Genomic DNA, 23,224 nt, shown 5'->3' with positions numbered 1-23,224 from the left:
CGATACTGGATGTATCGGGGTGATCCCGACAACGCGGCGAGCGTGCGTGCCAGGCGTCGCCGGGCAGGCGGGACTTTCGAAACACGCCCTAGGGGAAGGGGTGGGGACTGTGCGTGGGCGAGTGCGGGTGATGCCTCGCTCTTCGCGCAGTTCCCCGCGCCCCTTTGGGGCGCTGCCCTGAGGTGTCTGAGGTGTCTTCGGCCCTTGCTGCCGTCAGTCCTGCGGGGTGAGGCCGAGGTGCCGTCTCATGGCGCTGTACTTGTGCTCCAGCCGTGTGCGGGTCGCCTCGTCGAGTACGGCGAGCCGGCCCGGGTCGGCGTTGTGGGCGAGGTCCGCCGCCTTGACCAGCCGGGCGCCGGGTGTGGCCAGGATCCGCTCCGCGTACGCCTCGGACGGCTCGCCCTCCCGCTTGGTCACGGCGAGGACGACGTCCTTGGTCAGCGGCGCGAGGTCGGCCTGTCGCAGCCACTCCTCGCTCAACGCCCGGTCCTCGACGGCGTCGTGCAGCCAGGCCGCCGCGATCAGTTCCGCACCGCCGCCCCGGGCGCGTACACCCTCGGCGACGGCCCGCAGATGCTCGGTGTACGGCCGGCCGGCCTTGTCCGTCTGCCCGGCGTGCGCGGCACACGCGACGGCCTCGACCTCGGCGAGGCTCATCGTCACGGCGCGCACCTTCCCTCGTGCCCGTGGTGCAGCATGCGAACTCCCCTTCGGCTACCTCTCCGGTGAAGCGGGTCAGTGGAGCGGTGTCGTCGCCACCGTCGCCGCCGTCACCGTCGTCGTAGGGCCCTCGCGGCAGACCAGCAGCAGGGCGCGGTCATCGTTGACGTCCTTGGCGACCGCCTCGATGAGGTGCCAGGCGGCGCCCTGGAAGCCGCCGGCGACATAGCGGTCGGCCTCACCGGTGAGGCGGTCGATGCCCTCGACGATGTCGCGGTCGGAGGTCTCCACCAGTCCGTCGGTGAAGAGCATGAGGACGTCTCCGGGGCGCAGGGAACCCTTCACGGGGTCGAACTGGGCGCCCTCGTAGACGCCCAGCAACGGTCCCTCGGCGGCCTTCTCCTCCCAGCGGCCGCTGCCCGCGCTGAGCTGGAGGCCCGGCGGATGGCCGGCGGAGTAGAGCTCGTAGTCGCCGGAGTCGAGGTCGAGGACGAGGTGGATGGAGGTGGCGAAGCCCTCGTCCCAGTCCTGGCGGAGGAGGTAGCCGTTGGCGGCGGGGAGGAAGGCGTGCGGGGGCAGGGAGCCGAGGAGGCCGCCGAAAGCGCCCGACAACAACAACGCCCTTGATCCCGCGTCCATGCCCTTGCCGGAGACGTCCGTGAGGACGACCTCCATGGTGCGGCCGCCGTTGGTGCGGGCCGCGACGACGAAGTCACCGGAGAAGGACTGGCCGCCGGCCGGGCGCAGGGCCATCTCGCGGTGCCAGCCGTGCGGCAGCTTGGGCAGCTTGCTCTGCACCCGGATGCGTTCGCGCAGGTCGAAGAGCATGGTGCCGCCGCGCCGCCAGGGCACCCCGACCCGGCTGCGGAACTGGGCGATGAGCAGGCCGAAGAAACCGCATGCGGCCACGACCAGGACCACGCCCGGGGTGACCCGGGAGGGTCCCTGGGTGTACGGGCCCAGCTGGACGGACTCGACGATCAGGGCGGTGGCCGCCGCCGCGTACAGACCGAGCAGGCTGGACGGGCGCAGCAGCAGACCGCCGGCGACGATCGGCAGGACCAGCGCGGCCGGTGAGCACCACACCGAGTTGGCGAGTGTGGTGAGCGCGATCAGCGGGACGGTGAGCAGCAGGAAGGCCAGCGCGATCCAGTCCGAACCGTCGCCGCGGAAGTAGTCGACGGCGCTTCTGCGCACGCCGGTGCGGACCCGGTGCATCAAGTGCCTCAACCGGGCCGCCAACGTCTCGGCTTCCGCGCGCCGCTGTCGTCCTTCTGCCATTAGTTCGGGACCCTATCCATCCAACCCACCGCTTGGCACGGGAGGTCCCACTTGTCCCCCGTCCGAGGTTCAACTTCACAGTGAACTTCATGGAAAGCGCTCACGTGGCACGGAGAGAGAAATTCCCTGGCTCGTCCGGCAATCGACTGCTAGGCATGGATGCATGACGACTGGGGCGACGACGACAGGGTCTACAGGCCGCGCGACCTCTTCTGGCGCATCCGCAGACGCTCCCACAGGCGGCACAGGCGGTTCCACAGGTGGTTCCACGGTCCCTGGGGTTGAGCTGCGCGTGCTGCGGCCCGAGGACTGGGACCGGTGGTACGACGTACTGCTGCGGGCCTTCGGCGGGGTCGCGGAGTCGGCGGAGGAACGGGGGCTGTGGCGCCGGATCACCCCCTGCGAGCGGTCGATAGGCGCCTGGGACGGCGAGGAGCTGGTCGGCACGGCGGGGGCGTTCGACTTCCGGCTGACCGTGCCGGGCGGGGCGTCGGTGCCGACGGCGGGCGTGACGATGGTCTCGGTGAGCGCCACGCACCGGCGGCGCGGGCTGCTGACGTCCATGATGCGGCGGCAGTTGGACGACTTGCGGGCGTGGGGCGGGCCCCTCGCCGCCCTGACGGCCTCGGAGCCGATGATCTACGGCCGGTTCGGCTACGCGGCGGCGACCTTCGGTCTGCACGCCGAGATCGACACGAGTCGGGTACGACTGTCCGTACCGGCCGGTACCGACGGCGTACGGCTGCGGTACGTCGATCCGCGCGCCGCGCTGGACACGTGCGAGGAGGTGTACGCGGGGACGGTGGCCGGACGTCCCGGCCTGCTGGCCCGGCGGCCCGGCTGGGAGGGGCTGGGGCTCGTGGACGCGGAGGCCGAGCAGGACGGGGCCTCGCCGGTGCACTGCGTGCTCGCCGAACGGGAGGGGCGGGTGACCGGTTTCGCCCGCTACCGGGTGCGGCCGCAGTACACGGACACGGGGCACAACGGGCAGGTACTGCTGCAGGACCTGGCGGGGCTGGACCCGGTGTCGGAGGCGGCGCTGTGGCGGTTCCTGTTCGGGATCGACCTGACGACCTCGCTGAAGGTGCGGGGGCGGCCGCTGGACGAGGCGTGGCAGTACCAGGTCTCCGACGTCCGCCGGTGCGAACTGAAGGTGCGGGACCAGTTGTACGTACGGCTGGTGGACGTGGGCGCGGCGCTCCAGGCACGGACGTACCAGGCGCCGGTGGACGTGGTGCTGGAGGTCGAGGACGCCTTCTGCCCGTGGAACTCGGGGCGTTGGCGGCTGTCCGGCGATCCGAAGGGCGCGGTGTGCGAGCGTACGGCGGACCCGGCCGACCTCGCTCTGTCGGTACGGGAGCTGGGGGCGGCGTATCTGGGCGGGGTGAGCCTGGCCGCGCTCGGTGCGGGCGGCCGGGTGCGCGAACTGCGGGAGGGGGCGCTGGCGTCGGCGGCCGTGGGCTTCGGATCGCCGGTGGCACCCTGGCTGCCGCACGGCTTCTGAGGCCCCGCCGTTCTTCAGCCCCTCAGCTCTCCAGCTCTTCGACTCTTCAGCTCTTCAGGTCTTCAGGTCTTCAGGTCTTCAGGTCTTCTGGCAGGTGGGGCACCAGAAGAGGTTGCGGGCGGCGAGGTCGGCGGTGCGGATCCCGTCGCCGCAGAGGTGGCAGGGCTGGTGGGTGCGGCGGTAGACGTACACCTCGCCGCCATGGTCGTCGACGCGCGGCGGGCGGCCCATCGCCTCGGGGGTGTGCTCGGGGCGGACGGTGTCGATGCGGTTGTTGCGGACGCCCTCGCGCATGAGGGCGACGAGGTCGGCCCAGATCGCGTCCCACTCGGCGGGGGTGATGTCCCGGCCCGGACGGTACGGGTCGATGTGGTGCCGGAAGAGGACCTCGGCACGGTAGACGTTGCCGACGCCGGCGATGACCTTCTGGTCCATGAGGAGGGCCGCGATCGTCGTACGGCTGCGGGAGACGCGGACGTACGCCTTGGCGGGGTCGGCGTCGGCGCGCAGCGGATCGGGGCCGAGGCGGGCGTGTATGGCCTGTTTCTCGGCGTCCGCGACGAGGGCGCAGGTCGTAGGGCCGCGCAGGTCGACGTACGCGGTGGTGTTCGCGAGGCGGAGGCGGACGGTGTCGGTGGGCGGGGGCGCGGGGGCGGGGCCGAAGGCGACCTTGCCGAAGAGGCCGAGGTGGATGTGGATCCACTCGTCGTCGCGGAAGCCCAGGAAGAGGTGCTTGCCGTGCGCTTCGGTGCCGGTGAGTTCGGCGCCGTCCAGGAGTGCCGCGGCGTCGGAGAACTTGCCCTGGGGGCTGGTCACGCGTGGTGCCGTGCCGGCGAAGCGGTCGGCGTAGTCCTGTGCCAGTCGGTGGATCGTGTGCCCCTCTGGCACGGTGCGTGTTCCTTCCAGCCCCCGTCGGGGCGGTCAGTCCTGCTGCGGGTGGTGGGCCGGGATCGCCGGGAGGTCGCCCGTCGTCTCGTAGTCGGCGAGCATGTCGATGCGGCGGATGTGGCGCTCGTCGCCCGAGAACGGGGTGGCGAGGAACGTCTCGACGAACTTGGTGGCCTCGTCGGTCGTGTGCATGCGGGCGCCGACGGCGACGACGTTGGCGTTGTTGTGCTGGCGGCCGAGGGACGCGGTCTCCTCGCTCCAGGCGAGGGCCGCACGGACGCCCTTCACCTTGTTCGCGGCGATCTGCTCACCGTTGCCGGAACCGCCGATCACGATGCCGAGGGCGTCCTTGTCCGCGGCCGTCCGCTCCGCGGCGCGGAGGCAGAAGGGCGGGTAGTCGTCCTGGGCGTCGTAGATGTGGGGGCCGCAGTCGACCGGGTCGTGGCCCGCCGCCCTGAGCCATTCGACGAGGTGGTTCTTGAGTTCGAAGCCGGCATGGTCCGAGCCGAGATACACGCGCATGGGATGAGTGTGACATGCGGGTCACCGGGTGGCAGCGCCCGCCCTCGCGCGAGTCAGAGCACCGTGAAGCTCTCCTTCACCTCGTCGTACGTCTTCAGGGCGTCCGTCTCCACCGCCGGCTGGTACCAGGTGTTGATCTGGTACGACTTCCCCGCCTGGTCGAAGCCGAGCAGCCGGGCGTGCCAGCGGGTGCCCTGGAGCGTGAAGGTGTACTCCCAGACGACCGCCGGGCGGCCCTTGTACGTCGTCCGCTCCAGGCGGATCTTGTGGTAGTCGCGGCCCTGCTGGGCGTTCTGCTCGGAGGTCCGCCAGCTGTCCATCAGGTCGCCTCGGGCGAGGGAGGACTTGGCGGCGAGTTCCTGGGTGCCGTCGGGAGAGGTGTAGTGCACCTCCGCGCCCGTCTTCACGTCCCGCCGCCAGCCCTTGGGGGTCGCCCAGGCGAAGCCCCCGGCCTCCTGGTGCGCGCCCGGCGGCAGACTCTGCGGCCTGGACGTCCCCTCGACGGTGGAGGACGGGGTCGAGGAGGGCGACGGAGAGGGCTTCGGGGAGGCCCCTTTGGCCGTCTGGTCCCCGTCCCCGCCCGACCAGGGCGCCAGCACCAGTACGACGGTGACGACGACCCCGACGACGGCGACCCCGGCACCTGCCGCGACCCGGCTCCTCCCCCGAGCCCCACGGTGTGCGGCGACCGCGGGGCCGGGAAGCTCACCGTCCGGGGGAACGGGGGCCCGCTCGGTCTCCGCCCGCGCCGGGTCGGCGGGGACACCGGGCTGCTCGGCGGGGAGGCCGAGGCCTTCCAGGGGCACGCCCGGCCGGGTGGGGCCGCGCAGCGCACGAGTCGGGGGGTCGTCCGGGAAGGCCACCGGGCGGAGGGACTCCTCCAGGGCCGGCAGGGAGGGGCGGGCCTCCGGGGACTTCTCCAGGAGGGTGTGCAGGACGTCCGTCAACGGGCCTGCTCCCGCCGGGAGTCGGGGCTCCTCGTAGAGGACCGCGTGCAGGGTCGCCAGTGTGGTGTCGCGGGAGAACGGGGAGTGGCCGGCCAGCGCCGCGCAGAGGGTCGCGCCGAGGGACCAGACATCGGACGGCGGGCCCTGAGGGCGGCCCGAGATGCGCTCCGGGGCCATGTAGTCGGGGGAACCGACCAGCATGCCGACCATGGTCAGCGCCTTGGCGTCCTGGATGGCCGCGATGCCGAAGTCGGTGAGGACGACCCGCCCGCCCCGCTCCACCAGCACGTTCCCCGGCTTGATGTCCCGGTGCAGAACGCCCCCCGCGTGCACCTGCCGCAGCGCCTCCACCAGTCCCAGACCGATCCTGGCCGTCTCGCGCGGCCCCAGCGGTCCCTCCTCGGCCATGACCCGCTCCAGGGAGCGGCCGGCCACCAACTCCATGACGATCCACAGGCGTTCGCCCTCGTCGACGACGTCGTAGACGCGCACCACGTTGGGGTGGTCGATACGGGCGGTGGCCCTGGCCTCGCGCAGGGTGCGCTCCCGGCGGGTGCGGCCGTCCTCGGGGTCCAGGCCGTCGATGCGCATCTCCTTCACGGCGACCTGCCGGTCGAGGACGTCGTCGGTGGCCCGCCACACCCGTCCCATTCCCCCCTGGCCGATGCTCTCGACCAGCCGGTAGCGCCCCGTCACCAGCAGACCCGGAACACCGCCACCCCCCGGACTCCCCAAATTCCCCGGATTCCTCGGATTCCTCGGATCTCCCGGACTCCCCCCAATTCCCGGCAATTCCCTGCACCCCCTCCAATTCCCGTGCCGCCAACACAATGGTCACACTTCACGGCGTACCTGCATAGTGCGGAGAAATCTTGTGGTACCTCTTCAAGTACTGCGAATTCAGACGCAGCCAAGGGGGGCGAACATGAGTTCTCGCCGTTCGGCGACCATCGCCGGATCACTGGTCGCCGCATCTTTCTCGGCGGTGCTGATCCTCTCCGCCCCGGCGGGCGCGGACGACCAGGGGCCCGGCAGCGGCAAGGGGGGAAAGGCCGTCGACGAGGCACCGGCGGGCGTGAGGCTGACCACGCTGCTGCCCGAGCGGATCTCCGTCGACAACAGCTCGCAGGAAACGGCCATCACCGCCACGGTGAGGAATGAGGGGACCAAGGACAGCGGAGAGATCAGGATGTGGATCGTCGGATTCGACGGTCTCACGGTGAAAAACGTCCAGGGCTGCACCGCCATCGCCGAGAAGGATCTCCCGGACGGTTCCAACAGCGGTTACACCTGCCCCATCGACAATCTCGCGGCGGGTGGATCGAAGTCGTACGCCGTCGACGCCACCTTCGATCTCGACAGGACCGGAAAGATCTGTCTGCCCGTGCAGAGCAGCGACGGGAAGAAGACGTTCTGGCAGCAGGGCCCGGTGCCGTTCGGTACGACGAACCCGTCGCCGAACGCCCCCGCCACCCCGCTGCTGCTCGGCACGGACAACGCACCCGCGGCGCCCGGCGGCGACGAGCTGCCGAAGACCGGCGCCGAACAGGACCTGCTGCCGCTCGGCGCGACCGGGCTCACCCTGCTCGCGGCGGGCACGGCCGGACTGTGGTGGACCCGGCGCCGACCGCAGAGCTGAACTCCGGGCGAGGACAGCGCCCCTGAAGGGGCGCGAGGCCGTACCTATGTGCGGCTCCGCCGCGTGGGCGCGACCAGCCACAACGACGCCGCGGACGAACGACGCCACATCGCGGCACCCTCAGCGGAGCGACCGCGCGTCAGCGATCGGCGAACTTCCAGGCAGCCGGCAGCAGCCCCATCGCCAGCAGCGCCTTGACCGCGTCGCCGATCAGGAACGGGGTGAGGCCCACCGAGACCGCGGTGGAGAGGGGGAGGTCCGCCGCGTAGGCGAGGTACGGGACGCCGACGGCGTAGATGATCGCCTCGCCGATCAGCATCGCGCCGGCGGTGCGCCACACCGTGCGGTCCGCGCCCCGGCGGGCCAGGGCACCGACGGCGGCGGAGGCGAGGATCATGCCGAGGATGTAGCCGAAGGAGACGGAGAGCCCGGAGGCGCCGCCCGCGAACCACGGCACCCCGGCGAGGCCGGCCAGCGCGTACAGGACGAGCGCGGAGACACCGCGGCGGGCGCCGAGGGAGGTGCCGACGAGGAGCGCGGCGAAGGTCTGGCCGGTCACCGGGACCGGGGAGCCGGGGACGGGCACCGAGATCTGGGCCGCGAGACCGGTGAGCGCGGCTCCGCCGAGCACGAGCGCGACGTCACGGACGCGGGACGCGGGGAGGAGGTCGGCGAGGACCTGTCCGGGGCGGGCGCTGGCGGCGGCGGTGCTCATGGGGACTCCGCGGGGAGGAGGGGAGGTTGGGGACTCCGTGACGCTATCCCAGGGCCCGTGGAGCCCCCACCGTCAGCGGTCGACAAAGAGGGCGGCCGATGCTTGATGGGATCCACACAAAGGGTGTCCGCTACACCGGCCCAGGCGTGACAACGATCACTGAGGTGAAGAGGTATCGCTCACCGGGCGCCGCGCCGGCGGATTGTGAACTCTCGCCAAACGAATCCTAGCGCTCTGGTCGGATTTACCTTTCCTGCCCTACGCTTCCCACCATGGTTGCCCAGGCCCTGAACCTCACGTCGCGTCGCTATGTCGATCTGCGACGCCAGGGCGCGTCCACCTGTCGCCGCCCGGCCTGAGGCGGGTTCCGGCCCGCCTCGGACTCCGAGACATGTCGGCCCCCCGCCTTTCCGAGGACGGTCATCCATGCCCCGTACCGCGGCACCCCCAACTCCCCCTGCTCCCCTTGCTCCCCGTAAGTCCCCCGTCCCCCGTGTCGCCGACAGCGACCGGCGGCGGACCAGTGCCAGTGTGATCCTGCGGTCCGTGCTGGAGCACGGACCGGTCGCGCGCTCCACCATCGCCCGGCTGACCGGGCTGTCCCCGGCCGCCGTCACCGACCACTGCACCCGGCTCACGGCCCTCGGACTCGTCCGGGAGTCGGCCGGGCCCCGGCGCGGCAACGGCGTCGGCCGGCCGCACGTCCCCCTCGACCTGGACGACTCGCGGTTCGTGGTCGGAGGGGTCCATGTGGCCGTGCCGTACACCACGGTCGCGCTGCTCGATCTGCGTGGACGGGTGCTGGCGCGCCGCGAGTTCAGGCATCGCGGTACCGGACCGTACGAGGTGCTGGCGCGGGCGGCCGAGGGGCTGGCGGCGCTGCTGGCGGAGGCCGCGGACAGCCGGCCGCTGGGGGTCGGGGTCGCCGTCGGCGGCTGGGTGGACCGGGACTCCGGGACCGTCGTCGAGCATCCGCTGCTCGGCTGGCGCGAGGTGCCGGTGCGGGAGTCGCTCGGGGCGCGCACCGGGCTGCCGGTCCATGTGGACGGGCACGCACGGGCGTTGGTGAACGCGGAGCGGCTGTTCGGGCGGGCGCGCGGCAGCCGCAGCGTGCTGCATCTGTTCGTGGGGAACGTGGTGGACGCGGCGTTCGCCACCCATGACGAGGTGCACCACGGCCCTCGTTCACAGGCGGGGGCCGTGGCGCATCTGCCGCTGGCCGGCGGCACCGAGGCGTGCTCCTGCGGCCGGACCGGCTGCCTCCAGGTCGAGTTGAGCGAGCGGACGCTGTGCCGGCGGGCCCGTGAGGCGGGGGTCGTGGACGGGGTGAACCCCATGGACGTGCTCGCCGCGGCGGACGCCGGGAACCCGGTCGCGGTCCGGCTGCTGCGGGAGCGGGCGCGGATGACGGGACGGGCGGCGGGGCTGCTGCTGGACGTCCTCAACCCTGAGCGGGTCGTCGTCACCGAGGTGGGTGTGCTGTACCGGGAGGACTGCCTCGCCGCGCTGCGGGAGGAGGTGGGCGCGGAGCGCGCGGGGTGCGTGGCGCCCACCAGTTTCCGGGACTCCGTGCTCGCCGTGGCGGGCGGCGCGGTGGCGCTCGACGTGCTCTATCGCGATCCTCTCGCCGTCTCGAATTAATTCAGAAACTCCGAATATTGACAGGCGTCCCGCAAGGATCGGACGATGATTCCATGAGCTGTCGCACTCTCTGTTGCTGACGCCCCGGTGCGCCGGGAGCGCACCCTTCCTCCTGCCTTTCCTCGCGTGAGTTCCCTTTCTCAGGCACCGTCCTGCCCGGAATTCCGCATGCCCTTTTTTCACCGCTTTCCCTGAGGGGTACTCCCATGCCTTCGACCTATGACCGCCGCCTGTTCCTCGCCTCGCTGCTCGGTGCCGCCGCCGGTGTCGCCGGGCTCAGCGGCTGCGCCGAGAGCAGCGCCGCCACCGCCGGCAAGGGTGCCTCCACGGCTCCGCTCGCCGCCAAGGTGCCCGCCGGCACCAGCCTGAAGATCGCCTCGTACCAGAACGTCCAGCAGTTGCAGTTCAAGCTGGCGAAACTGCCCGAACTGCCGTTCACGGTGTCGAGCTGGGTGAACATCGGGGCCGGTCCGGATGTCATCAACGCCTTCCGGGCGAAATCCCTGGACCTCGCGAACAACGCGGGCATCCCGCCGATCCAGGCGCATTACCAGGGTTACGACGCGAAGATCGTCGCAATCAACATCACCCGTAAGCCGAACTATCTCTTCGCCACCAAGCCCGGCAGCGACATTCACACCGTCGAGGACTTCAAGGGGAAGAGGCTGGCGTTCTCGCAGGGCCAGGCACAGGGCGTCGTGCTGCTGCGGGCGCTGAAGAAGGCGGGCCTGAAGTACGACGACGTGACACTGGTCCCGCTGACGAGCAACCAGTTCCTGACCGCCCTGCAGTCCGGACAGGTCGACATCGCCCCGCTCGCCAACAGCCAGGCGCCCGCCTACCTCCAGCAGTACGGCGCGAAGGGCGCCCGCACGGTCACCACCGACGTCGTCGACCTGCTGAACCTGCTGTGGGCGCCCGTGTCGGTGCTGAACGACAGGGCGAAGGCGGCCGCGGTCGCGGCGTACATCCCGCAGTGGGCCCAGGGCGCGGTGTGGCAGTACGAGAACCCCGACATCTGGAACGAGGAGTTCTATGTCGGGACGCAGAACCTGACCCTCGCCCAGGCGAAGGCGATCTCCGACCTCGCCAACAAGCCGCTGTTCCCGCCGAGCTGGGACGAGGCGATCGCCTGGGAGCAGGAGACCGCCGATCTGCTCGCGGACGGCGGCTTCGTGAAGGAGTTCGACGTCTCCTCCCTCTTCGACCACCGCTTCGAGGGCATCGCCGCGAAGTCCGTACCCGCCGAGTACCGGAGCTGACCGCCATGACCACCACCACCCTGGGCACGGCCGCCCCCGCCGCCGTGGCCGCGCAGCCGGCGCGCCGGCGACGCCGCAGCCTCGCCCCCGGCAGACGCCTGCCCGCCGCCCGGCTCTCCGGGCCCCTCCTCCTGCTCGCCCTGTGGGCCGCCGCCTCCGCCGCGGGCCGCCTCGACCCCGGGGCGATCCCGGCACCCTGGACGGTCCTGGACACCGGTGTCCGTCTGTGGACCGACGGGACCCTGCCCACCGATGTCCTCACCTCCCTCGAACGCGCCGCGTACGGCTTCGCGATCGGTCTGACCGCGGGAGTGGTGCTCGCGCTCGCGTCCGGGCTCAGCCGGACCGGGGAGGCGCTGATCGACGGGACCGTGCAGCTCAACCGGGCGGTCCCGGTCCTCGGGCTGATCCCGCTGTTCATCCTGTGGCTGGGCATCGGCGAGACCTTCAAGATCGCGATCATCGCGATCGTCGTCTACATCCCGATCTATCTGAACACCCATGCCGCGCTGTCCGGCATCGACCACCGGTTCGTCGAACTCGCCGAGGTGCAGGGCCTGTCGAGGCCGGCGTTCATCCGGCAGATCGTGATCCCCGGGGCGCTGCCCGGATTCTTCGTGGGACTCCGGCTCGGTGTCACCGGATCCTGGCTCGGTCTGGTGGTCCTGGAGCAGATCAACGCCACCAGCGGCCTCGGCTACATGATGTTCCAGGCCCAGAACTACGGCCAGTCGGACGTCATCCTCGTCGGTCTGCTGATCTACGGCGTCTTCGGTCTGGTCTCCGACAGCGCGGTCCGTCTCGTCGAACGGAGGGTGCTGTCGTGGCGCCGCACACTGAGCAACTGACCCGTCCCGCCGTACGGTTGCGGGGCCTGACCCGCTCCTTCGACGCGCGGACCGTCCTCGACGGCATCGACCTGGACATCCCCGCCGGACAGTTCGTCGCCCTCCTCGGGCACAGCGGCTCCGGCAAGTCCACCCTGCTGCGGGCGGTCGCGGGCCTGGACCACGAGGTCGCCGGGAGCGGGGAACTGACGGCGCCCGAGCGGGTGTCGGTCGTCTTCCAGGACTCACGGCTGCTGCCCTGGCGGCGGGTGCTGGACAACGTACTGCTGGGGACGGACGGCGCGGAGAAGGGGCGGGCCGCCCTCGCCGAGGTGGGGCTCGCCGGCCGGGAGCGGGCCTGGCCGAACGAACTGTCCGGCGGCGAGGCCCAGCGAGCCGCACTCGCCCGCTCCCTGGTCCGGGAGCCGGAACTCCTGCTGGCGGACGAGCCGTTCGGGGCGCTCGACGCGCTCACCCGGATCAGGATGCACGCCCTGCTGCGCGAGCTGTGGGAGCGCCACCGGCCCTCCGTGCTGCTCGTCACCCACGACGTGGACGAGGCGATCGTGCTCGCCGACCGGGTCCTCGTCCTCGACCACGGCCGTATCGGCCTCGACCTGACCATCGACCGACCCCACCCCCGCTCGTACCGGGATCCGCTGCTCGGCGAGTACCACGAACGGCTGCTGGCCGCGCTGGGCGTCACGGAGGACCACCAATGAGTTCGAGAAAGCTGCACCTCAACGCGTTCCTGATGAACACCGGCCACCACGAGGCGTCCTGGCGGCTGCCGGAGAGCGACCCGAACGCCCACGTCGAGCTGGGACACTACGTCGAGCTCGCCCGGATCGCCGAGCGCGGCACCTTCGACTCCCTCTTCCTCGCCGACGGGCCGCAGCTGTGGAGCAGTGTCGCGCAGCGCCCAGCCGGGGCGCTGGAGCCGCTCACCCTGCTCACCGCCCTCGCGACGGCGACCGAACACATCGGTCTGATCGCCACCGCCTCCACGTCCTACAACTCCCCCTACAACCTGGCCCGCAGGTTCGCCTCGCTGGACATCATCAGCGGTGGCCGGGCGGGCTGGAACATCGTCACCACGGCGGGCGCGGAGGCCGCCCGCAACTTCGGCCTCGACGCGGAGCCCGCGCACGCCGAGCGGTACGCGCGGGCCGCCGAGTTCCTCGACGTGGCGCTGAAGCTCTGGGACAGCTGGGAGGACGACACGGTCCTCGCCGACAAGGCGTCCGGGGTCTGGGGCGACGACGCGAAGATCCATCCGCCCCGGCACCGGGGAACGTACTTCAGTGTCGAGGGTGCCCTCAACGTCCCGCGCAGCCCGCAGGGCTACCCGCTGCTCGTGCAGGCGGGTTCGTCGGAGGACGGCAAGGTGTTCGCGGCCCGGTACGCGGAGGCGGTGTTCACCGCGCAGCAGACGCTCGCCGACGCACAGGCCTTCTACGCCGACCTCAAGGCACGGACGGTCGCGGCCGGCCGCGATCCCGAGCACATCAAGGTGCTGCCCGGCATCGTCCCGGTGATCGGCTCCACGGAGGCGGAGGCGCGGGCGAGCGAGCAGGTGCTGGAGGACCACATCGTGCACCGGCACGGGGTCGCCAATCTGGAGCGACTGCTGCAACTACCCGACGGCTCACTGGAGTTGGACGCCGAGCTGCCGGACGGCCTGCCGTCCGAGGACGCCGTCGAGGGCGCCAAGAGCCGCTACACGCTCGTGGTCGGGCTGGCCCGCCGTGAGCGGCTCACCGTACGGCGGCTGATCGGGCGGCTGGGCGGCGGGCGCGGGCATCTCACCTTCGCGGGGACGCCCGAGCAGGTCGCCGACAAGATCGAGACCTGGTTCACGCGGGGCGCCGCCGACGGCTTCAACATCATGCCCGCCGTCCTGCCCTCCGGCCTGGACGCCTTCGTCGACCACGTCGTCCCCGTCCTGCGCACCCGAGGCCTGCTCCGCACGGAATACGGCCCCCGCCAGACCCTGCGGGAGCGCTACGGCCTGCCGCGCCCCGCCAACCAGTACGTCACGTCCCCCTCCCTCGCCCTCGCCTGAAAGGAACCGCAGCCATGACGCTCGACATCCGCAAGGTCACCGCGAACATCGGCGCCCATGTGTCAGGGGTCGACATCTCCAAGCCCCTCGACGAGGAGACCTACGCCGCCCTCCGTGAGGCGCTCAACGTCCACAAGGCGCTGGTCTTCGACGAGGTGAATCTCGACGACGAGACCCACCAGGCCTTCGTCCGGCACTTCGGCGAGGTCACCACCGCCCACCCGACCGTGGCCTCGGTCGACGGCGCCCCGAACGTCCTGCCCGTCGACAGCGAGCGCGGCCGGGCCGCCAACCACTGGCACACCGACGTGACCTTCGTCCTCAACCCTCCCCAGGCCACCACCCTGCGCAGCCTGACCATCCCGCCGTACGGCGGCGAGACGCTGATCGCCAGCTCCGCGGCGGCCTACCGCGACCTTCCCGAGCCGCTGCGGCGGCTGGCCGACACCCTGTGGGCCGAGCACACCAACGACTACGACTACGCCGTACCGGACGAGGCCCTCGACGAGGAACAGGCCGCCGCCCGCGCCCAGTTCACCTCCATCAAGTACCGCACGGTCCACCCGGTGGTCCGCGTCCACCCCCTGACCGGTGAACGCGGGCTGTTCATCGGCGGGTTCGCCCAGCGGATCGTCGGTCTGTCGGTCGCCGAGTCCCGCAGGATCCTCGATCTGCTCCAGTCGTACGTGACCCGGCCGGAGAACATCCTGCGCCACCGCTGGTCCGAGAACCAGCTTGTCGTCTTCGACAACCGGATCACCCAGCACTACGCCGTCGACAACTACGACAGCGCGCCGCGCCGGCTGCACCGGGTGACGGCCGCCGGTGACGTGCCGGTGGGCGTCGAGGGCAAGGAGAGCCACTCGGTCGAGGGGGACGCGGGGCACTACACGTCCGTGGCCGCGTAGGCAGGGCCCACGCTTGTGGGGTGCCGCTGCGCCCGCCCCAGCGGCACGACTGCCCTCAGCTACGACGACTGCGGGTCAGGGCTTGCGGCCCAGGCCGCCGTGCTGGCCGATCGGGGTCGTGTCGGCACCCGGGGCGGGATGCCACAGGGGGACGGAGACGACACCCGGGTCGACCAGGTCCAGGCCGTCGAAGTAGCCCTCGATCTGCTCGACCGGGCGCAGGAAGTAGGGGACCGCGCCGGTCTCGTTGTAGGCGTCCTGGGCCTGTTCGTAGACGGGGTCGGTGCCCCGGGAGCCCTCGTTGAGGGAGAGGTAGCTGCCGGAGGGGAGCCCCGCCATGAAGGCGCGGACGAGGTCGCGGGCGCGGTCGTAGCCGTCGACGTGGCCGAGGATGCCGCTGAGGATCAGGGCCGTCGGCCGGGAGAGGTCGAGTGTCCGCCCGGCCGCCTGAAGGATGCGCTCGGGCTCGTAGAGGCTGAGGTCCTCGTAGGCGGTCGCGCCCTCGGGGCTGGAGGTGAGCAGGGCGCGGGCGTGGGTGAGGACCAGGGGGTCGTTGTCGACGTAGACGATCTTCGACTCGGGGGCGAGGCGCTGGGCGACCTCATGTGTGTTGTCGACCGTGGGCAGTCCCGTGCCGACGTCGAGGAACTGGCGGATGCCCGCCTCCTCGACCAGATGGGTGATGGAGCGGCCGAGGAAGGCGCGGCTGCTGCGGGCGATGGTGACGATGCCGGGGAAGACCGCGGTGTAGGCGTCACCCGCCGCCTCGTCCACCGGGTAGTTGTCCTTGCCGCCCAGCCAGTAGTTCCAGATGCGGGCCGAGTGGGGTACCGAGGTGTCGATCTCCGTCATGGTGCCCATGGTGCCCCCGCGAGGGCTGCTCGCGGGGGTGATTCCTGCGCAGGAGTTGTCACAGATTGCTGAAGTCGGGGCCCTTGGTTCGGGTGCGCTTGATCTCGTAGAAACCGGGGACCGAGGCGACCGCGACGGTGCCGTCCCACAGGCGGGCGGCCTCCTCGCCCTTGGGGGCGGGGGTGACGACCGGGCCGAAGAAGGCGATCTGCTCGCCGTCGGGGCCGGGGACGGCGATGACCGGGGTGCCGACGTCCTGGCCGACCTTGTCGATGCCCTCCTTGTGGGAGGCACGCAGCTGGGCGTCGAACTCGAAGTCGGTCTGCTCGGCGTACTCGATGAGGGAGGCGGGCAGGCCCACGTCCGCCAGCGCACCCGCGATGGCCTCCACGGTCGGGCCCTCGCCGTTGTTGTGGATACGGGTGCCGAGCGCGGTGTAGAGCGGGCCGAGGACGTCGGCGCCGTGCAGCTGCCAGGCGGCGGTGACCACGCGCACCGGCTGCCAGGCCTTGACCGCGAGCATCTCGCGGTACTCCTCGGGGAGCTCGTCCACCTTGTCCTCGTTGAGGACGGCGAGGCTCATGATGTGCCAGCGCACCTCGATGTCACGGACCTTCTCGACTTCCAGGACCCAGCGGGAGGTCATCCACGCCCAGGGGCACAGCGGGTCGAACCAGAAGTCGACGGGGGTCTTCTCGGACATGTGTCTCCTCAAGAGGACGTGTAAGCGAAAAGGCCTTTCCCGGGGTGAACACCGGCGTCCGTGCCGCACATTCCCTGCTGCTCACGGTCAGGGGCGCGTGGCAGGATCGCTGCTGACGGAAACCGTCCGGCCACCAACGAGGGAGTACCGCCTGTGCCCGGTGAGAACCTGTCCCGCGACGAGGCCCGGGAGCGGGCCGCCCTGCTCTCCGTCGACGGGTACGACGTGTCGCTCGACGTACGGTCGGCCGTGGGTGATTCCGGAGGGGGGCGCACGTTCCGCTCGGTCACCACGATCCGCTTCCGCTGCAACGAGCCGGGCGCCGCGAGCTTCGCCGACCTCATCGCGCCGAGTGTGACGTCCGTCTCCCTCAACGGGCGGGATCTGGACCCCGGCGAGGTGTTCGACGGCTCCCGGATCCTGCTGGAGGACCTGGCCGCCGAGAACGAACTGGTCGTGGACGCGCAGTGCGCCTACTCCCGCACCGGCGAGGGCCTGCACCGCTTCGTCGACCCCGAGGACGGCGAGGTCTACCTCTACACGCAGTACGAGCCGGCCGACTCGCGCCGGGTCTTCGCGAACTTCGAGCAGCCCGACCTCAAGGCCCCGTTCCGCTTCGAGGTGCGGGCACCCGAGGAGTGGACGGTGTGGAGCAACGGCACCGGCGAGCGCACCGACGGGGTGTGGCGGTTCGCGGAGACGAAGCCGATCTCGACGTACATCACCTGTGTGGTGGCGGGCCCCTACCACTACGTCACGGACTCCTACAGCCGTGACCTCGGGGACGGTACGACGCTGGAGATCCCCCTCGGCGCGATGTGCCGCAAGGGTCTCGCGCCCCACTTCGACGCCGAGGACGTCTTCCTGATCACCAAGCAGGGCCTGGACTTCTTCCACGAGCACTTCGACTACCCGTACCCCTTCGGGAAGTACGACCAGGCGTTCGTGCCCGAGTACAACCTGGGGGCGATGGAGAACCCGGGGCTGGTGACCTTCCGGGAGGAGTACATCTTCCGAGGGAAGGTGACCCGGCTGTCGTACGAGAGCCGGGCGACCGTCATCCTGCACGAGATGGCGCACATGTGGTTCGGCGACCTGGTCACCATGGAGTGGTGGGACGACCTGTGGCTGAAGGAGTCCTTCGCGGACTTCATGGGCTCCTTCTCCGTGGTCAACGCGACCCGCTTCACGCAGGGGTGGATCACCTTCGCCAACCGCCGCAAGGCCTGGGCGTACCGCGCCGACCAGCTGCCCTCCACCCACCCCGTCACCGCCGACATCCGCGACCTGCAGGACGCCAAGCTCAACTTCGACGGCATCACCTACGCCAAGGGGGCGTCCGTCCTCAAGCAGCTGGTGGCGTACGTCGGGCAGGACGCGTTCCTGGAGGGTGCCCGCCGCTACTTCAAGCGGCACGCGTACGGCAACACCCGCCTCGGCGACCTGCTGTCGGTGCTCGCGGAGACCAGCGGCCGGGACATGGGGGCGTGGGCGCGGTCCTGGCTGCAGACGGCCGGGGTGAACTCGCTGACCCCGCAGGTACTGCTGGACGCGGAGGGCCGGATCGCCGAGCTCGCGGTGGTGCAGGAGGCCCCGGAGTCGCACCCCGAACTGCGGCCGCACCGGGTGGCGATCGGCCTCTACCGCCGCGAGGAGGGCGCTCTGGTGCGGTACGCGCGCACCGAGGCCGACGTCGACGGTCCGCGTACGGTCGTGACGGACCTGGTGGGCGAGGCGGCCCCGGAGCTGGTGCTGGTCAACGACGACGACCTGACCTACTGCAAGATCCGCTTCGACGAGACCTCGCTGGAGACGCTGCACACCCACCTCGGCGACATCACCGACCCGCTGGCCCGCGCCCTGTGCTGGTCGGCGCTGTGGAACCTCACCCGGGACGCGCTGCTGCCCGCCCGCGACTTCATCGCCCTGGTGCTGCGGTTCGCGGGGCGCGAGTCGGACATCGGGGTGCTGCAGATGCTGCACGCGTGGGCGGAGTCGGCGCTGGTGCACTATGTGGCGCCGCCGCTGCGCGCGACCGGGGCGCGGCTGCTCGCGGAGGGCGCCGAGCGCGAGCTGTACGCCGCCGAGCCGGGCAGCGAGCACCAGCTGGCGTGGGCGCGGTTCTTCGCGCGGACCGCCGAGGACCAGGCCGGCTTCGAACTGCTGCAGGGCCTGCTGGACGGCACCTCGGTGATCGAGGGACTGGAGGTCGACCAGGAGCTGCGGTGGACGTTCCTGGAACCGCTGGTCGCGCACGGGCACGCCGACGAGAAGGCGCTGGAGGCGGAGCTCGCCCGGGACGACACGGCGTCCGGCAGGCGCCACCAGGTCCGCTGCCTCGCCGCCCGCCCCTCGGCGGCGGTCAAGGCGCAGGCCTGGGCGCAGGTCGTGGAGTCCGAGGACCTCTCCAACGCCCTGGTGGAGGCGACGATCGCGGGCTTCGCCCAGCCCTCCCAGCGGGAGCTGCTCGCGCCGTACGCGCAGAAGTACTTCGCGGCGATCGAGCGGGTGTGGTCGGAGCGGTCCATCCAGATCGCGATGACGATCGTCAGGGGCCTGTTCCCCACCCTCCAGGACTCCCCGCAGACCCTGGTCGAGACGGACGTCTGGCTCGCCGCCCACGACACGGCGCCCCCGGCGCTGCGCCGCCTGGTCCTGGAGGCCTGGGACGACCTGGCCCGGGGCCTGCGCGGGCAGGCGTGCGACGCGCGGGCCGAGGAACACCACCAGTAGTTACGGAATTCAGACGATCGGACCCGTAACCCCTGGGACCGCCCGACGGGACCAGGGGTTTTCGACGCCCACTCGGCACCCGAACACCCGTCCTTTAGGACGAGCTTGTCCGGGTTTGTCGACAGGCGTGTAACAGCGGTTAGGGGGCGGAGCGGGCGCGGAATCCCCGTTGCATGAACCACAACACGCCGCTCCCCCCGGCCTCCCCCCGCACACCGCGCCGCCTCTCCCACGACGGCCGGCGCCATGTCCTGACGGCGGCCCAGCTCCGCTCGCACGGCGTCTCCCCCGCCGAGGCCACCGAGCAGTGCCGCCCCGGCGGCCCCTGGCAGCAGCTCCTCCCCGGCGTGTTCATGCTGCACCAGGGGCCGCCGACCAGCGAGGAGCGGCTGCACGCGGTCCTGCTGTACGCCGCCCGCGAGCTGCCGGAGTCGGCGGGGGTGCCGGTCCAGCCGGAGGCCGACGGCCCGCACCGGCCGATGTACCGGGAGGCGATGATCACGGGCCTCGCGGCCCTCACCCTGCACGGCTTCACCTCCGCCCCCGCGCTGTCCGCCCTGGAGCGGATCGACGTCCTGGTCCCCCGCCTGCGCCGACTGCGCTCGACGGGCTGCGCCCACATCGTCCGCACGTCGAGCCTGCCGGCCCCCGAGCAGGCGACGGGGCTTCCCGTGGCGCCCGTCCCCCGGGCGCTGGCCGACGCGGTGGCGGAGCTGACGGACTCCGGCGCGGTACTGCGGCTGCTGTGCGAGGCGGTGCGCGGCGGCTACTGCGAACCGGCGGCCGTGGTACGGGAGTTGACCCACGCGAAGCTGCTGACCCGGCCGCACGTGGTGGACGCGGTGGACTCCCTGCTGGCCGAGGGCAGAGCGATCGCCGAGGACCGGCTCTACCGGATGGTCACCGCGTACGGCCTCCCCGACCCGGTGTGGAACGTGGACCTGCGCCTCCCGGGCGGCCCGCACCTGGGCGGGCTCGACGCGTACTGGCCGGAGCAGGCGGTGGCCGTGGAGCTGGACACGCGGGCGCCCCGCCAGGACGAGGACGCGATGTGGTCCGAGTACGCCCGCAAGCGCGAACACCTGGAGCGGCTGGGCATCACGGTCGTCCACATCACTCCGAGGAAGCTCAGGGACGCGATGGAGCAGCAGGCGGCTGTGGTCCGCACGGCCCTGATGGCCTCGGGGGACCGCGACCCGGCGGCGTATGTCGTGGTGCTGCCCCGGTAGTGAGGGATCGGGGCTCGGCATCAGGAGGGGAGAGGAGGGGGCCGCGGGCAACACCCGGCGGCCCCCTCCTCAGCAGGTCTTCGAGGCTCAGCAGGCCCCGGCCGGACGTCGTCCTGCCGGGGCCTGCTCGGGTGTCAGCGAATTCAGTGCTGACGCGTTGCCTCGTGCAGTCGGTCACGCGCGGCCCTCAGCAGGCCCTGCGACCACTCCGCACGCGTGACTCCCTCGGGCCGTCTCATCGACTCGGCGTGGGTGGCGCCCAGCGCACGGGCGATCGCCTCCACCGCGAAACGCTGCATGAGCTCGTCGTCGTACTCACCACGGCCTTCCTCGGCGAGCTTCAGCAGCGCCCTCAGGAGGTCGGCATCGAACCCGTCGTGCAGGATCTCCCCCGCTCCCGAGACGGCGGCGATAAACGCATCGTCGTCCTCGTCCCACTCGGGGGATCCCAGCAACTCGAGGATCTCCTCCCGGTACTTCGCCCCAACTCTCCAGTGCGCGGTGAGCACCTGCACGGCGAGCGCCGAGACCTCGGGCTCCTCAGGGTGGATCAGATACCCGGCGACCAGCGGCTCGTAGGCCGGGCCGCCCGCACGGGCCACCGCGTACAGCATCCGGTACAGGTCCCGGCCTGCACGGCCTTCGGAGACAGCCTGGGCGATCTCCGCCACCTCCCGCGGCGGGATGGTGCCGTCCTTCGCCCGCGAGATCAGCTGCCTCACGTACTCGTCGCGCGTCACTGTCATGCTCCACTCAACCCCTGGGAACGAACTGCTCGGAGTAGTCCAGCATTCTGCTGGCCCGGCCCAGGTCGGCGACGAGCAGATCCCGCTCCGCGCCACCCGTCTTGGGATGGGCCAGCTTCTTGTTGATGGACCCGATCACTTTGAGCAGGCCGTTCTGGGCGTCCTGCACCTCGTTGACATGATCCCACGGGGTACCGTCCGCCTTCCGTGCGACGACCTCTCCCTTCAGTTCCCGTGCCGCTGCGGTGAGATCCTTCATCTGCACGTGCTCGGAGATCGCGTCGAGCTTGGTGGAGAACGGGGACGCGACCTTGTCCGCGAGCCTGATCGCGTCGGCGATGTTGTCGAGCTGCTTGGGAAGCTTGGCCGCGTCGCCCGCGAGCGGGATGAAGCCGGCCGCGCCGAGGCTGACCCCGACCGCGTCCTTGTCCACGGCCGAGCGACCCAGGTCCGCGGCGTCACATCCGGCGCCGGCTACGGGCACCCAGCCGCAGGCCATCAGGGCGATCTCACCGGCCACACCCCACGACGGTCCCGCGGCGGTCCCCTTGTAGTCGGAGTCCGGAGCCATCCCCGGGCTGGGGCTGGGCGTCGCAGTGGACGTTCCGCCGCTGCCGTACCTCACAGTCGGCAGTGGGCTCGGGCCGGTCTTGAAGTGGACCTTGTACGACACATGGCTGCGGCTGGTGTTGACGGTAAGGGCCAGCGACGAGCCGTCGGGATAGGTGTAGTGGTAGGTCTTCGTGTACGACCATTTCCAACCGCTGCTGCTGTTGGTCCAGGTTTCGGTGCCGCCGTTGCAGGAGCTTGAGGCGCCGCCGCACATTCCGTCGGGGCGCAGGCCCGTGGGGTCGGCGAGCGTGACGGGCGTGTTGTTGACGTAGGCGTAGCCGTTGAGGGACTCGTGGTCGTCGGGCGCGAGGACGGGGTCGACGGAGAGGAAGCGTCCGGTGGCCGGAATTGCTTCGGCGGGGTAGCGGGTGGCCGTGAACGCAGAAAGAGGTCCCCGGTGCCCGCAATCAATCCGGGCACCGGGGACCATGATGCAGTACGTACCTGCCAGGTTCGCAGTGCGAGCCGCGCTACAAGCTCCAGCCCCCACTACCGCGATTCCATCGGAGGCGGAAGTCTGCCCTTTTCAGGCCTATACAGTCACTACAACTCGCACCACTCCCCCAGCTCCTCAGGCATCCCTGCCCGAACGAAATTCTGCACAATACCCCAGGCGTGATCGACGCTCAGGACGAAGTCACCCGTGAATGCTGTCAGATCATCCATGATCGGGACATCAACTGTTGCCTCTGCCGGAACAGTTCCATCACCAATGAGAAGGGACATGCTCTCTTCATTGGTGAATCGATGGATGATCGCGTGATCATCTCGGAAACCCAGGGTCAACTGAGGGAATTCCGTATCCGGCAACCGAACTTCCAGATACCCCTGACCACGGGATCGCAGTTTGTTGAAGTCGCCCGTCAGCTCGGGCAGTTCCGAGCGTCTCTGCCCTGGAGTGAACCGCCCAGATTCCAGTGACGTCATCGACCACACCACACTCATCTTTTCTGCCCCCTCAGGGCCTCGACAAGACAATCCGACCGGCGGCGTCCGCGGAGAAGAGCCCCGTGGTCACGCTGAGGCCGAATTGAGACGTAGGAGGATGGCCATCTCCCCGCTACAGGAAGAGGCCTCCCGACATCTGCCGGAGAGAAAGCGAAGCAGATCCACCCCGCCAGGTCGTCGTGGACGGTTTCGGACTGCCCCAGCGCTCCTCCAATGCTGCGCCGTCGATATCGTCCGCACCGTCGGACTTTGAAAACCGCCTTCTCGGACGACCGTATGCCCGGTGCGCTCCCCGGAAGGGGACGTCGCACCGGGAGCCTGCTTCTACGGGGTACTGTCGGCTATCTCACGTAGAAGGTCTTTGTACTCCGGGTGGCCTCGCACGTAGCAGCATTCACCGCTCTCGGAATCGACGACAACTCCCGGGCTGCCACCGAACCTTGGTCTTCCATTTGGCGCCGATGGGCTGACGGTGATCTGAAAGAGGTAGAGGCCGGTCCTCGAAATCCCGCGAAAGAGGAATCCCCATCGCGATCCATCGA

General features: G+C 70.7%; 21 protein-coding genes. 10 read left to right on the top strand and 11 right to left on the bottom strand.

The genetic code is table 11. From position 1 onward, the window contains the following. Positions 1-213: 213 nt before the first annotated feature. Positions 214-657: an HD domain-containing protein gene (locus ACLZN2_RS22825; RefSeq protein ID WP_416980850.1), complete on the bottom strand. Its 444-nt coding sequence runs from the start codon at positions 655-657 to the stop codon at positions 214-216. Between the two features lie 78 nt (positions 658-735). Then, complete coding sequence (locus tag ACLZN2_RS22820) at positions 736-1,941, bottom strand: PP2C family protein-serine/threonine phosphatase (protein WP_416980845.1); 1,206 nt, start codon at positions 1,939-1,941, stop codon at positions 736-738. Positions 1,942-2,233: 292 nt separating this feature from the next. Here ACLZN2_RS22820 and ACLZN2_RS22815 point away from each other — a divergent pair, with 292 nt between their 5' ends. Beyond that, positions 2,234-3,445: a GNAT family N-acetyltransferase gene (locus ACLZN2_RS22815; protein WP_416980844.1), complete on the top strand. Its 1,212-nt coding sequence runs from the start codon at positions 2,234-2,236 to the stop codon at positions 3,443-3,445. Between the two features lie 78 nt (positions 3,446-3,523). Here ACLZN2_RS22815 and ACLZN2_RS22810 read toward each other — a convergent pair whose 3' ends face one another. Genes ACLZN2_RS22810 through ACLZN2_RS22800 form a run of 3 tightly spaced genes read right to left on the bottom strand, consistent with a single transcriptional unit; the run spans position 3,524 to position 6,498 of the window. Continuing rightward, the gene (locus ACLZN2_RS22810; protein ID WP_416980843.1) at positions 3,524-4,333 is read right to left on the bottom strand and encodes an Fpg/Nei family DNA glycosylase; all 810 of its coding nucleotides are present in this window, start codon (positions 4,331-4,333) and stop codon (positions 3,524-3,526) included. Between the two features lie 33 nt (positions 4,334-4,366). After that, a complete protein-coding gene (locus ACLZN2_RS22805) occupies positions 4,367-4,855 on the bottom strand; it encodes a ribose-5-phosphate isomerase (RefSeq protein ID WP_416980842.1) in 489 nt (162 codons plus the stop codon). A 53-nt stretch (positions 4,856-4,908) separates the two neighbouring features. Next, positions 4,909-6,498 (bottom strand): protein kinase domain-containing protein, encoded by a 1,590-nt coding sequence (locus ACLZN2_RS22800; protein ID WP_416980849.1) that lies wholly within the window; start codon positions 6,496-6,498, stop codon positions 4,909-4,911. A gap of 229 nt (positions 6,499-6,727) precedes the next feature. On the opposite strand from ACLZN2_RS22800, the gene ACLZN2_RS22795 reads away from it, so the two are divergent. Next, the gene (locus tag ACLZN2_RS22795; RefSeq protein ID WP_416980841.1) at positions 6,728-7,441 is read left to right on the top strand and encodes an LPXTG cell wall anchor domain-containing protein; all 714 of its coding nucleotides are present in this window, start codon (positions 6,728-6,730) and stop codon (positions 7,439-7,441) included. 139 nt (positions 7,442-7,580) lie between these two features. Here the strand turns inward: ACLZN2_RS22795 and ACLZN2_RS22790 are convergent, their stop codons facing one another. Continuing rightward, complete coding sequence (locus ACLZN2_RS22790; RefSeq protein WP_416980840.1) at positions 7,581-8,156, bottom strand: biotin transporter BioY; 576 nt, start codon at positions 8,154-8,156, stop codon at positions 7,581-7,583. A gap of 426 nt (positions 8,157-8,582) precedes the next feature. On the opposite strand from ACLZN2_RS22790, the gene ACLZN2_RS22785 reads away from it, so the two are divergent. The 6 genes from ACLZN2_RS22785 to ACLZN2_RS22760 all read left to right on the top strand — a co-directional run bounded on the left by ACLZN2_RS22785 (position 8,583) and on the right by ACLZN2_RS22760 (position 14,859). Then, on the top strand, positions 8,583-9,797 hold the full coding sequence (locus ACLZN2_RS22785; protein WP_416980839.1) for an ROK family protein: 1,215 nt from the start codon (positions 8,583-8,585) through the stop codon (positions 9,795-9,797). Between the two features lie 206 nt (positions 9,798-10,003). Then, positions 10,004-11,059 carry an ABC transporter substrate-binding protein gene (locus ACLZN2_RS22780; protein WP_416980838.1) on the top strand — a complete coding sequence of 352 codons (1,056 nt, stop codon included), beginning with the start codon at positions 10,004-10,006 and terminating at the stop codon, positions 11,057-11,059. A 5-nt stretch (positions 11,060-11,064) separates the two neighbouring features. Continuing rightward, a complete protein-coding gene (locus ACLZN2_RS22775) occupies positions 11,065-11,907 on the top strand; it encodes an ABC transporter permease (protein ID WP_416980837.1) in 843 nt (280 codons plus the stop codon). Then, positions 11,883-12,608: an ABC transporter ATP-binding protein gene (locus ACLZN2_RS22770; protein WP_416980836.1), complete on the top strand. Its 726-nt coding sequence runs from the start codon at positions 11,883-11,885 to the stop codon at positions 12,606-12,608. Before ACLZN2_RS22775 ends, ACLZN2_RS22770 begins: the two co-directional genes overlap by 25 nt. Beyond that, positions 12,605-13,951 carry an LLM class flavin-dependent oxidoreductase gene (locus tag ACLZN2_RS22765; protein ID WP_416980835.1) on the top strand — a complete coding sequence of 449 codons (1,347 nt, stop codon included), beginning with the start codon at positions 12,605-12,607 and terminating at the stop codon, positions 13,949-13,951. Before ACLZN2_RS22770 ends, ACLZN2_RS22765 begins: the two co-directional genes overlap by 4 nt. A 14-nt stretch (positions 13,952-13,965) precedes the next feature. Next, complete coding sequence (locus ACLZN2_RS22760; protein WP_416980834.1) at positions 13,966-14,859, top strand: TauD/TfdA dioxygenase family protein; 894 nt, start codon at positions 13,966-13,968, stop codon at positions 14,857-14,859. Between the two features lie 75 nt (positions 14,860-14,934). Here the strand turns inward: ACLZN2_RS22760 and ACLZN2_RS22755 are convergent, their stop codons facing one another. Together ACLZN2_RS22755 and ACLZN2_RS22750 are read right to left on the bottom strand one after the other, a co-directional pair. Continuing rightward, entirely contained in the window at positions 14,935-15,711 is a 777-nt protein-coding gene (locus ACLZN2_RS22755; protein WP_416980833.1) for an SAM-dependent methyltransferase, read from the bottom strand. A 58-nt stretch (positions 15,712-15,769) separates the two neighbouring features. Beyond that, positions 15,770-16,414 carry a DsbA family protein gene (locus ACLZN2_RS22750; protein WP_416980832.1) on the bottom strand — a complete coding sequence of 215 codons (645 nt, stop codon included), beginning with the start codon at positions 16,412-16,414 and terminating at the stop codon, positions 15,770-15,772. A 153-nt stretch (positions 16,415-16,567) separates the two neighbouring features. Here ACLZN2_RS22750 and pepN point away from each other — a divergent pair, with 153 nt between their 5' ends. After that, positions 16,568-19,147 (top strand): aminopeptidase N, encoded by a 2,580-nt coding sequence (pepN, locus tag ACLZN2_RS22745; protein ID WP_416980831.1) that lies wholly within the window; start codon positions 16,568-16,570, stop codon positions 19,145-19,147. Positions 19,148-19,320: 173 nt separating this feature from the next. After that, positions 19,321-20,376, top strand: coding sequence for a hypothetical protein (locus ACLZN2_RS22740; protein WP_416980830.1), 1,056 nt, complete (start codon positions 19,321-19,323; stop codon positions 20,374-20,376). A 143-nt stretch (positions 20,377-20,519) separates the two neighbouring features. Here ACLZN2_RS22740 and ACLZN2_RS22735 read toward each other — a convergent pair whose 3' ends face one another. From ACLZN2_RS22735 to ACLZN2_RS22725, 3 genes are all read right to left on the bottom strand, one after another. After that, positions 20,520-21,122: a hypothetical protein gene (locus tag ACLZN2_RS22735; protein WP_416980829.1), complete on the bottom strand. Its 603-nt coding sequence runs from the start codon at positions 21,120-21,122 to the stop codon at positions 20,520-20,522. 7 nt (positions 21,123-21,129) lie between these two features. Continuing rightward, entirely contained in the window at positions 21,130-22,164 is a 1,035-nt protein-coding gene (locus tag ACLZN2_RS22730; protein WP_416980828.1) for a polymorphic toxin type 28 domain-containing protein, read from the bottom strand. Positions 22,165-22,277: 113 nt separating this feature from the next. Next, the gene (locus ACLZN2_RS22725) at positions 22,278-22,661 is read right to left on the bottom strand and encodes a hypothetical protein (RefSeq protein ID WP_416980827.1); all 384 of its coding nucleotides are present in this window, start codon (positions 22,659-22,661) and stop codon (positions 22,278-22,280) included. Positions 22,662-23,224 lie beyond the last annotated feature (563 nt).

It is taken from the genome of Streptomyces sp. T028 (assembly GCF_048159505.1).
In the GTDB taxonomy this organism is placed as follows: domain Bacteria; phylum Actinomycetota; class Actinomycetes; order Streptomycetales; family Streptomycetaceae; genus Streptomyces.
The sequence above is the reverse complement of the archived record's forward strand: the minus strand, read 5'-3'. Positions and strand labels throughout refer to the sequence as shown.

What these genes read in the sequence shown, in the direction of transcription:
- ACLZN2_RS22725 (WP_416980827.1), bottom strand. Translation starts at nt 22,661, where the DNA reads ATGACGTCACTGGAATCTGGGCGGTTCACTCCAGGGCAGAGACGCTCG.
- ACLZN2_RS22760 (WP_416980834.1), top strand. Translation starts at nt 13,966, where the DNA reads ATGACGCTCGACATCCGCAAGGTCACCGCGAACATCGGCGCCCATGTG.
- ACLZN2_RS22730 (WP_416980828.1), bottom strand. Translation starts at nt 22,164, where the DNA reads ATGGTCCCCGGTGCCCGGATTGATTGCGGGCACCGGGGACCTCTTTCT.
- ACLZN2_RS22820 (WP_416980845.1), bottom strand. Translation starts at nt 1,941, where the DNA reads ATGGCAGAAGGACGACAGCGGCGCGCGGAAGCCGAGACGTTGGCGGCC.
- ACLZN2_RS22795 (WP_416980841.1), top strand. Translation starts at nt 6,728, where the DNA reads ATGAGTTCTCGCCGTTCGGCGACCATCGCCGGATCACTGGTCGCCGCA.
- ACLZN2_RS22825 (WP_416980850.1), bottom strand. Translation starts at nt 657, where the DNA reads ATGAGCCTCGCCGAGGTCGAGGCCGTCGCGTGTGCCGCGCACGCCGGG.
- ACLZN2_RS22790 (WP_416980840.1), bottom strand. Translation starts at nt 8,156, where the DNA reads ATGAGCACCGCCGCCGCCAGCGCCCGCCCCGGACAGGTCCTCGCCGAC.
- ACLZN2_RS22805 (WP_416980842.1), bottom strand. Translation starts at nt 4,855, where the DNA reads ATGCGCGTGTATCTCGGCTCGGACCATGCCGGCTTCGAACTCAAGAAC.
- ACLZN2_RS22780 (WP_416980838.1), top strand. Translation starts at nt 10,004, where the DNA reads ATGCCTTCGACCTATGACCGCCGCCTGTTCCTCGCCTCGCTGCTCGGT.
- ACLZN2_RS22735 (WP_416980829.1), bottom strand. Translation starts at nt 21,122, where the DNA reads ATGACAGTGACGCGCGACGAGTACGTGAGGCAGCTGATCTCGCGGGCG.
- ACLZN2_RS22785 (WP_416980839.1), top strand. Translation starts at nt 8,583, where the DNA reads ATGCCCCGTACCGCGGCACCCCCAACTCCCCCTGCTCCCCTTGCTCCC.
- ACLZN2_RS22775 (WP_416980837.1), top strand. Translation starts at nt 11,065, where the DNA reads ATGACCACCACCACCCTGGGCACGGCCGCCCCCGCCGCCGTGGCCGCG.
- ACLZN2_RS22755 (WP_416980833.1), bottom strand. Translation starts at nt 15,711, where the DNA reads ATGACGGAGATCGACACCTCGGTACCCCACTCGGCCCGCATCTGGAAC.
- ACLZN2_RS22740 (WP_416980830.1), top strand. Translation starts at nt 19,321, where the DNA reads ATGAACCACAACACGCCGCTCCCCCCGGCCTCCCCCCGCACACCGCGC.
- ACLZN2_RS22765 (WP_416980835.1), top strand. Translation starts at nt 12,605, where the DNA reads ATGAGTTCGAGAAAGCTGCACCTCAACGCGTTCCTGATGAACACCGGC.
- ACLZN2_RS22750 (WP_416980832.1), bottom strand. Translation starts at nt 16,414, where the DNA reads ATGTCCGAGAAGACCCCCGTCGACTTCTGGTTCGACCCGCTGTGCCCC.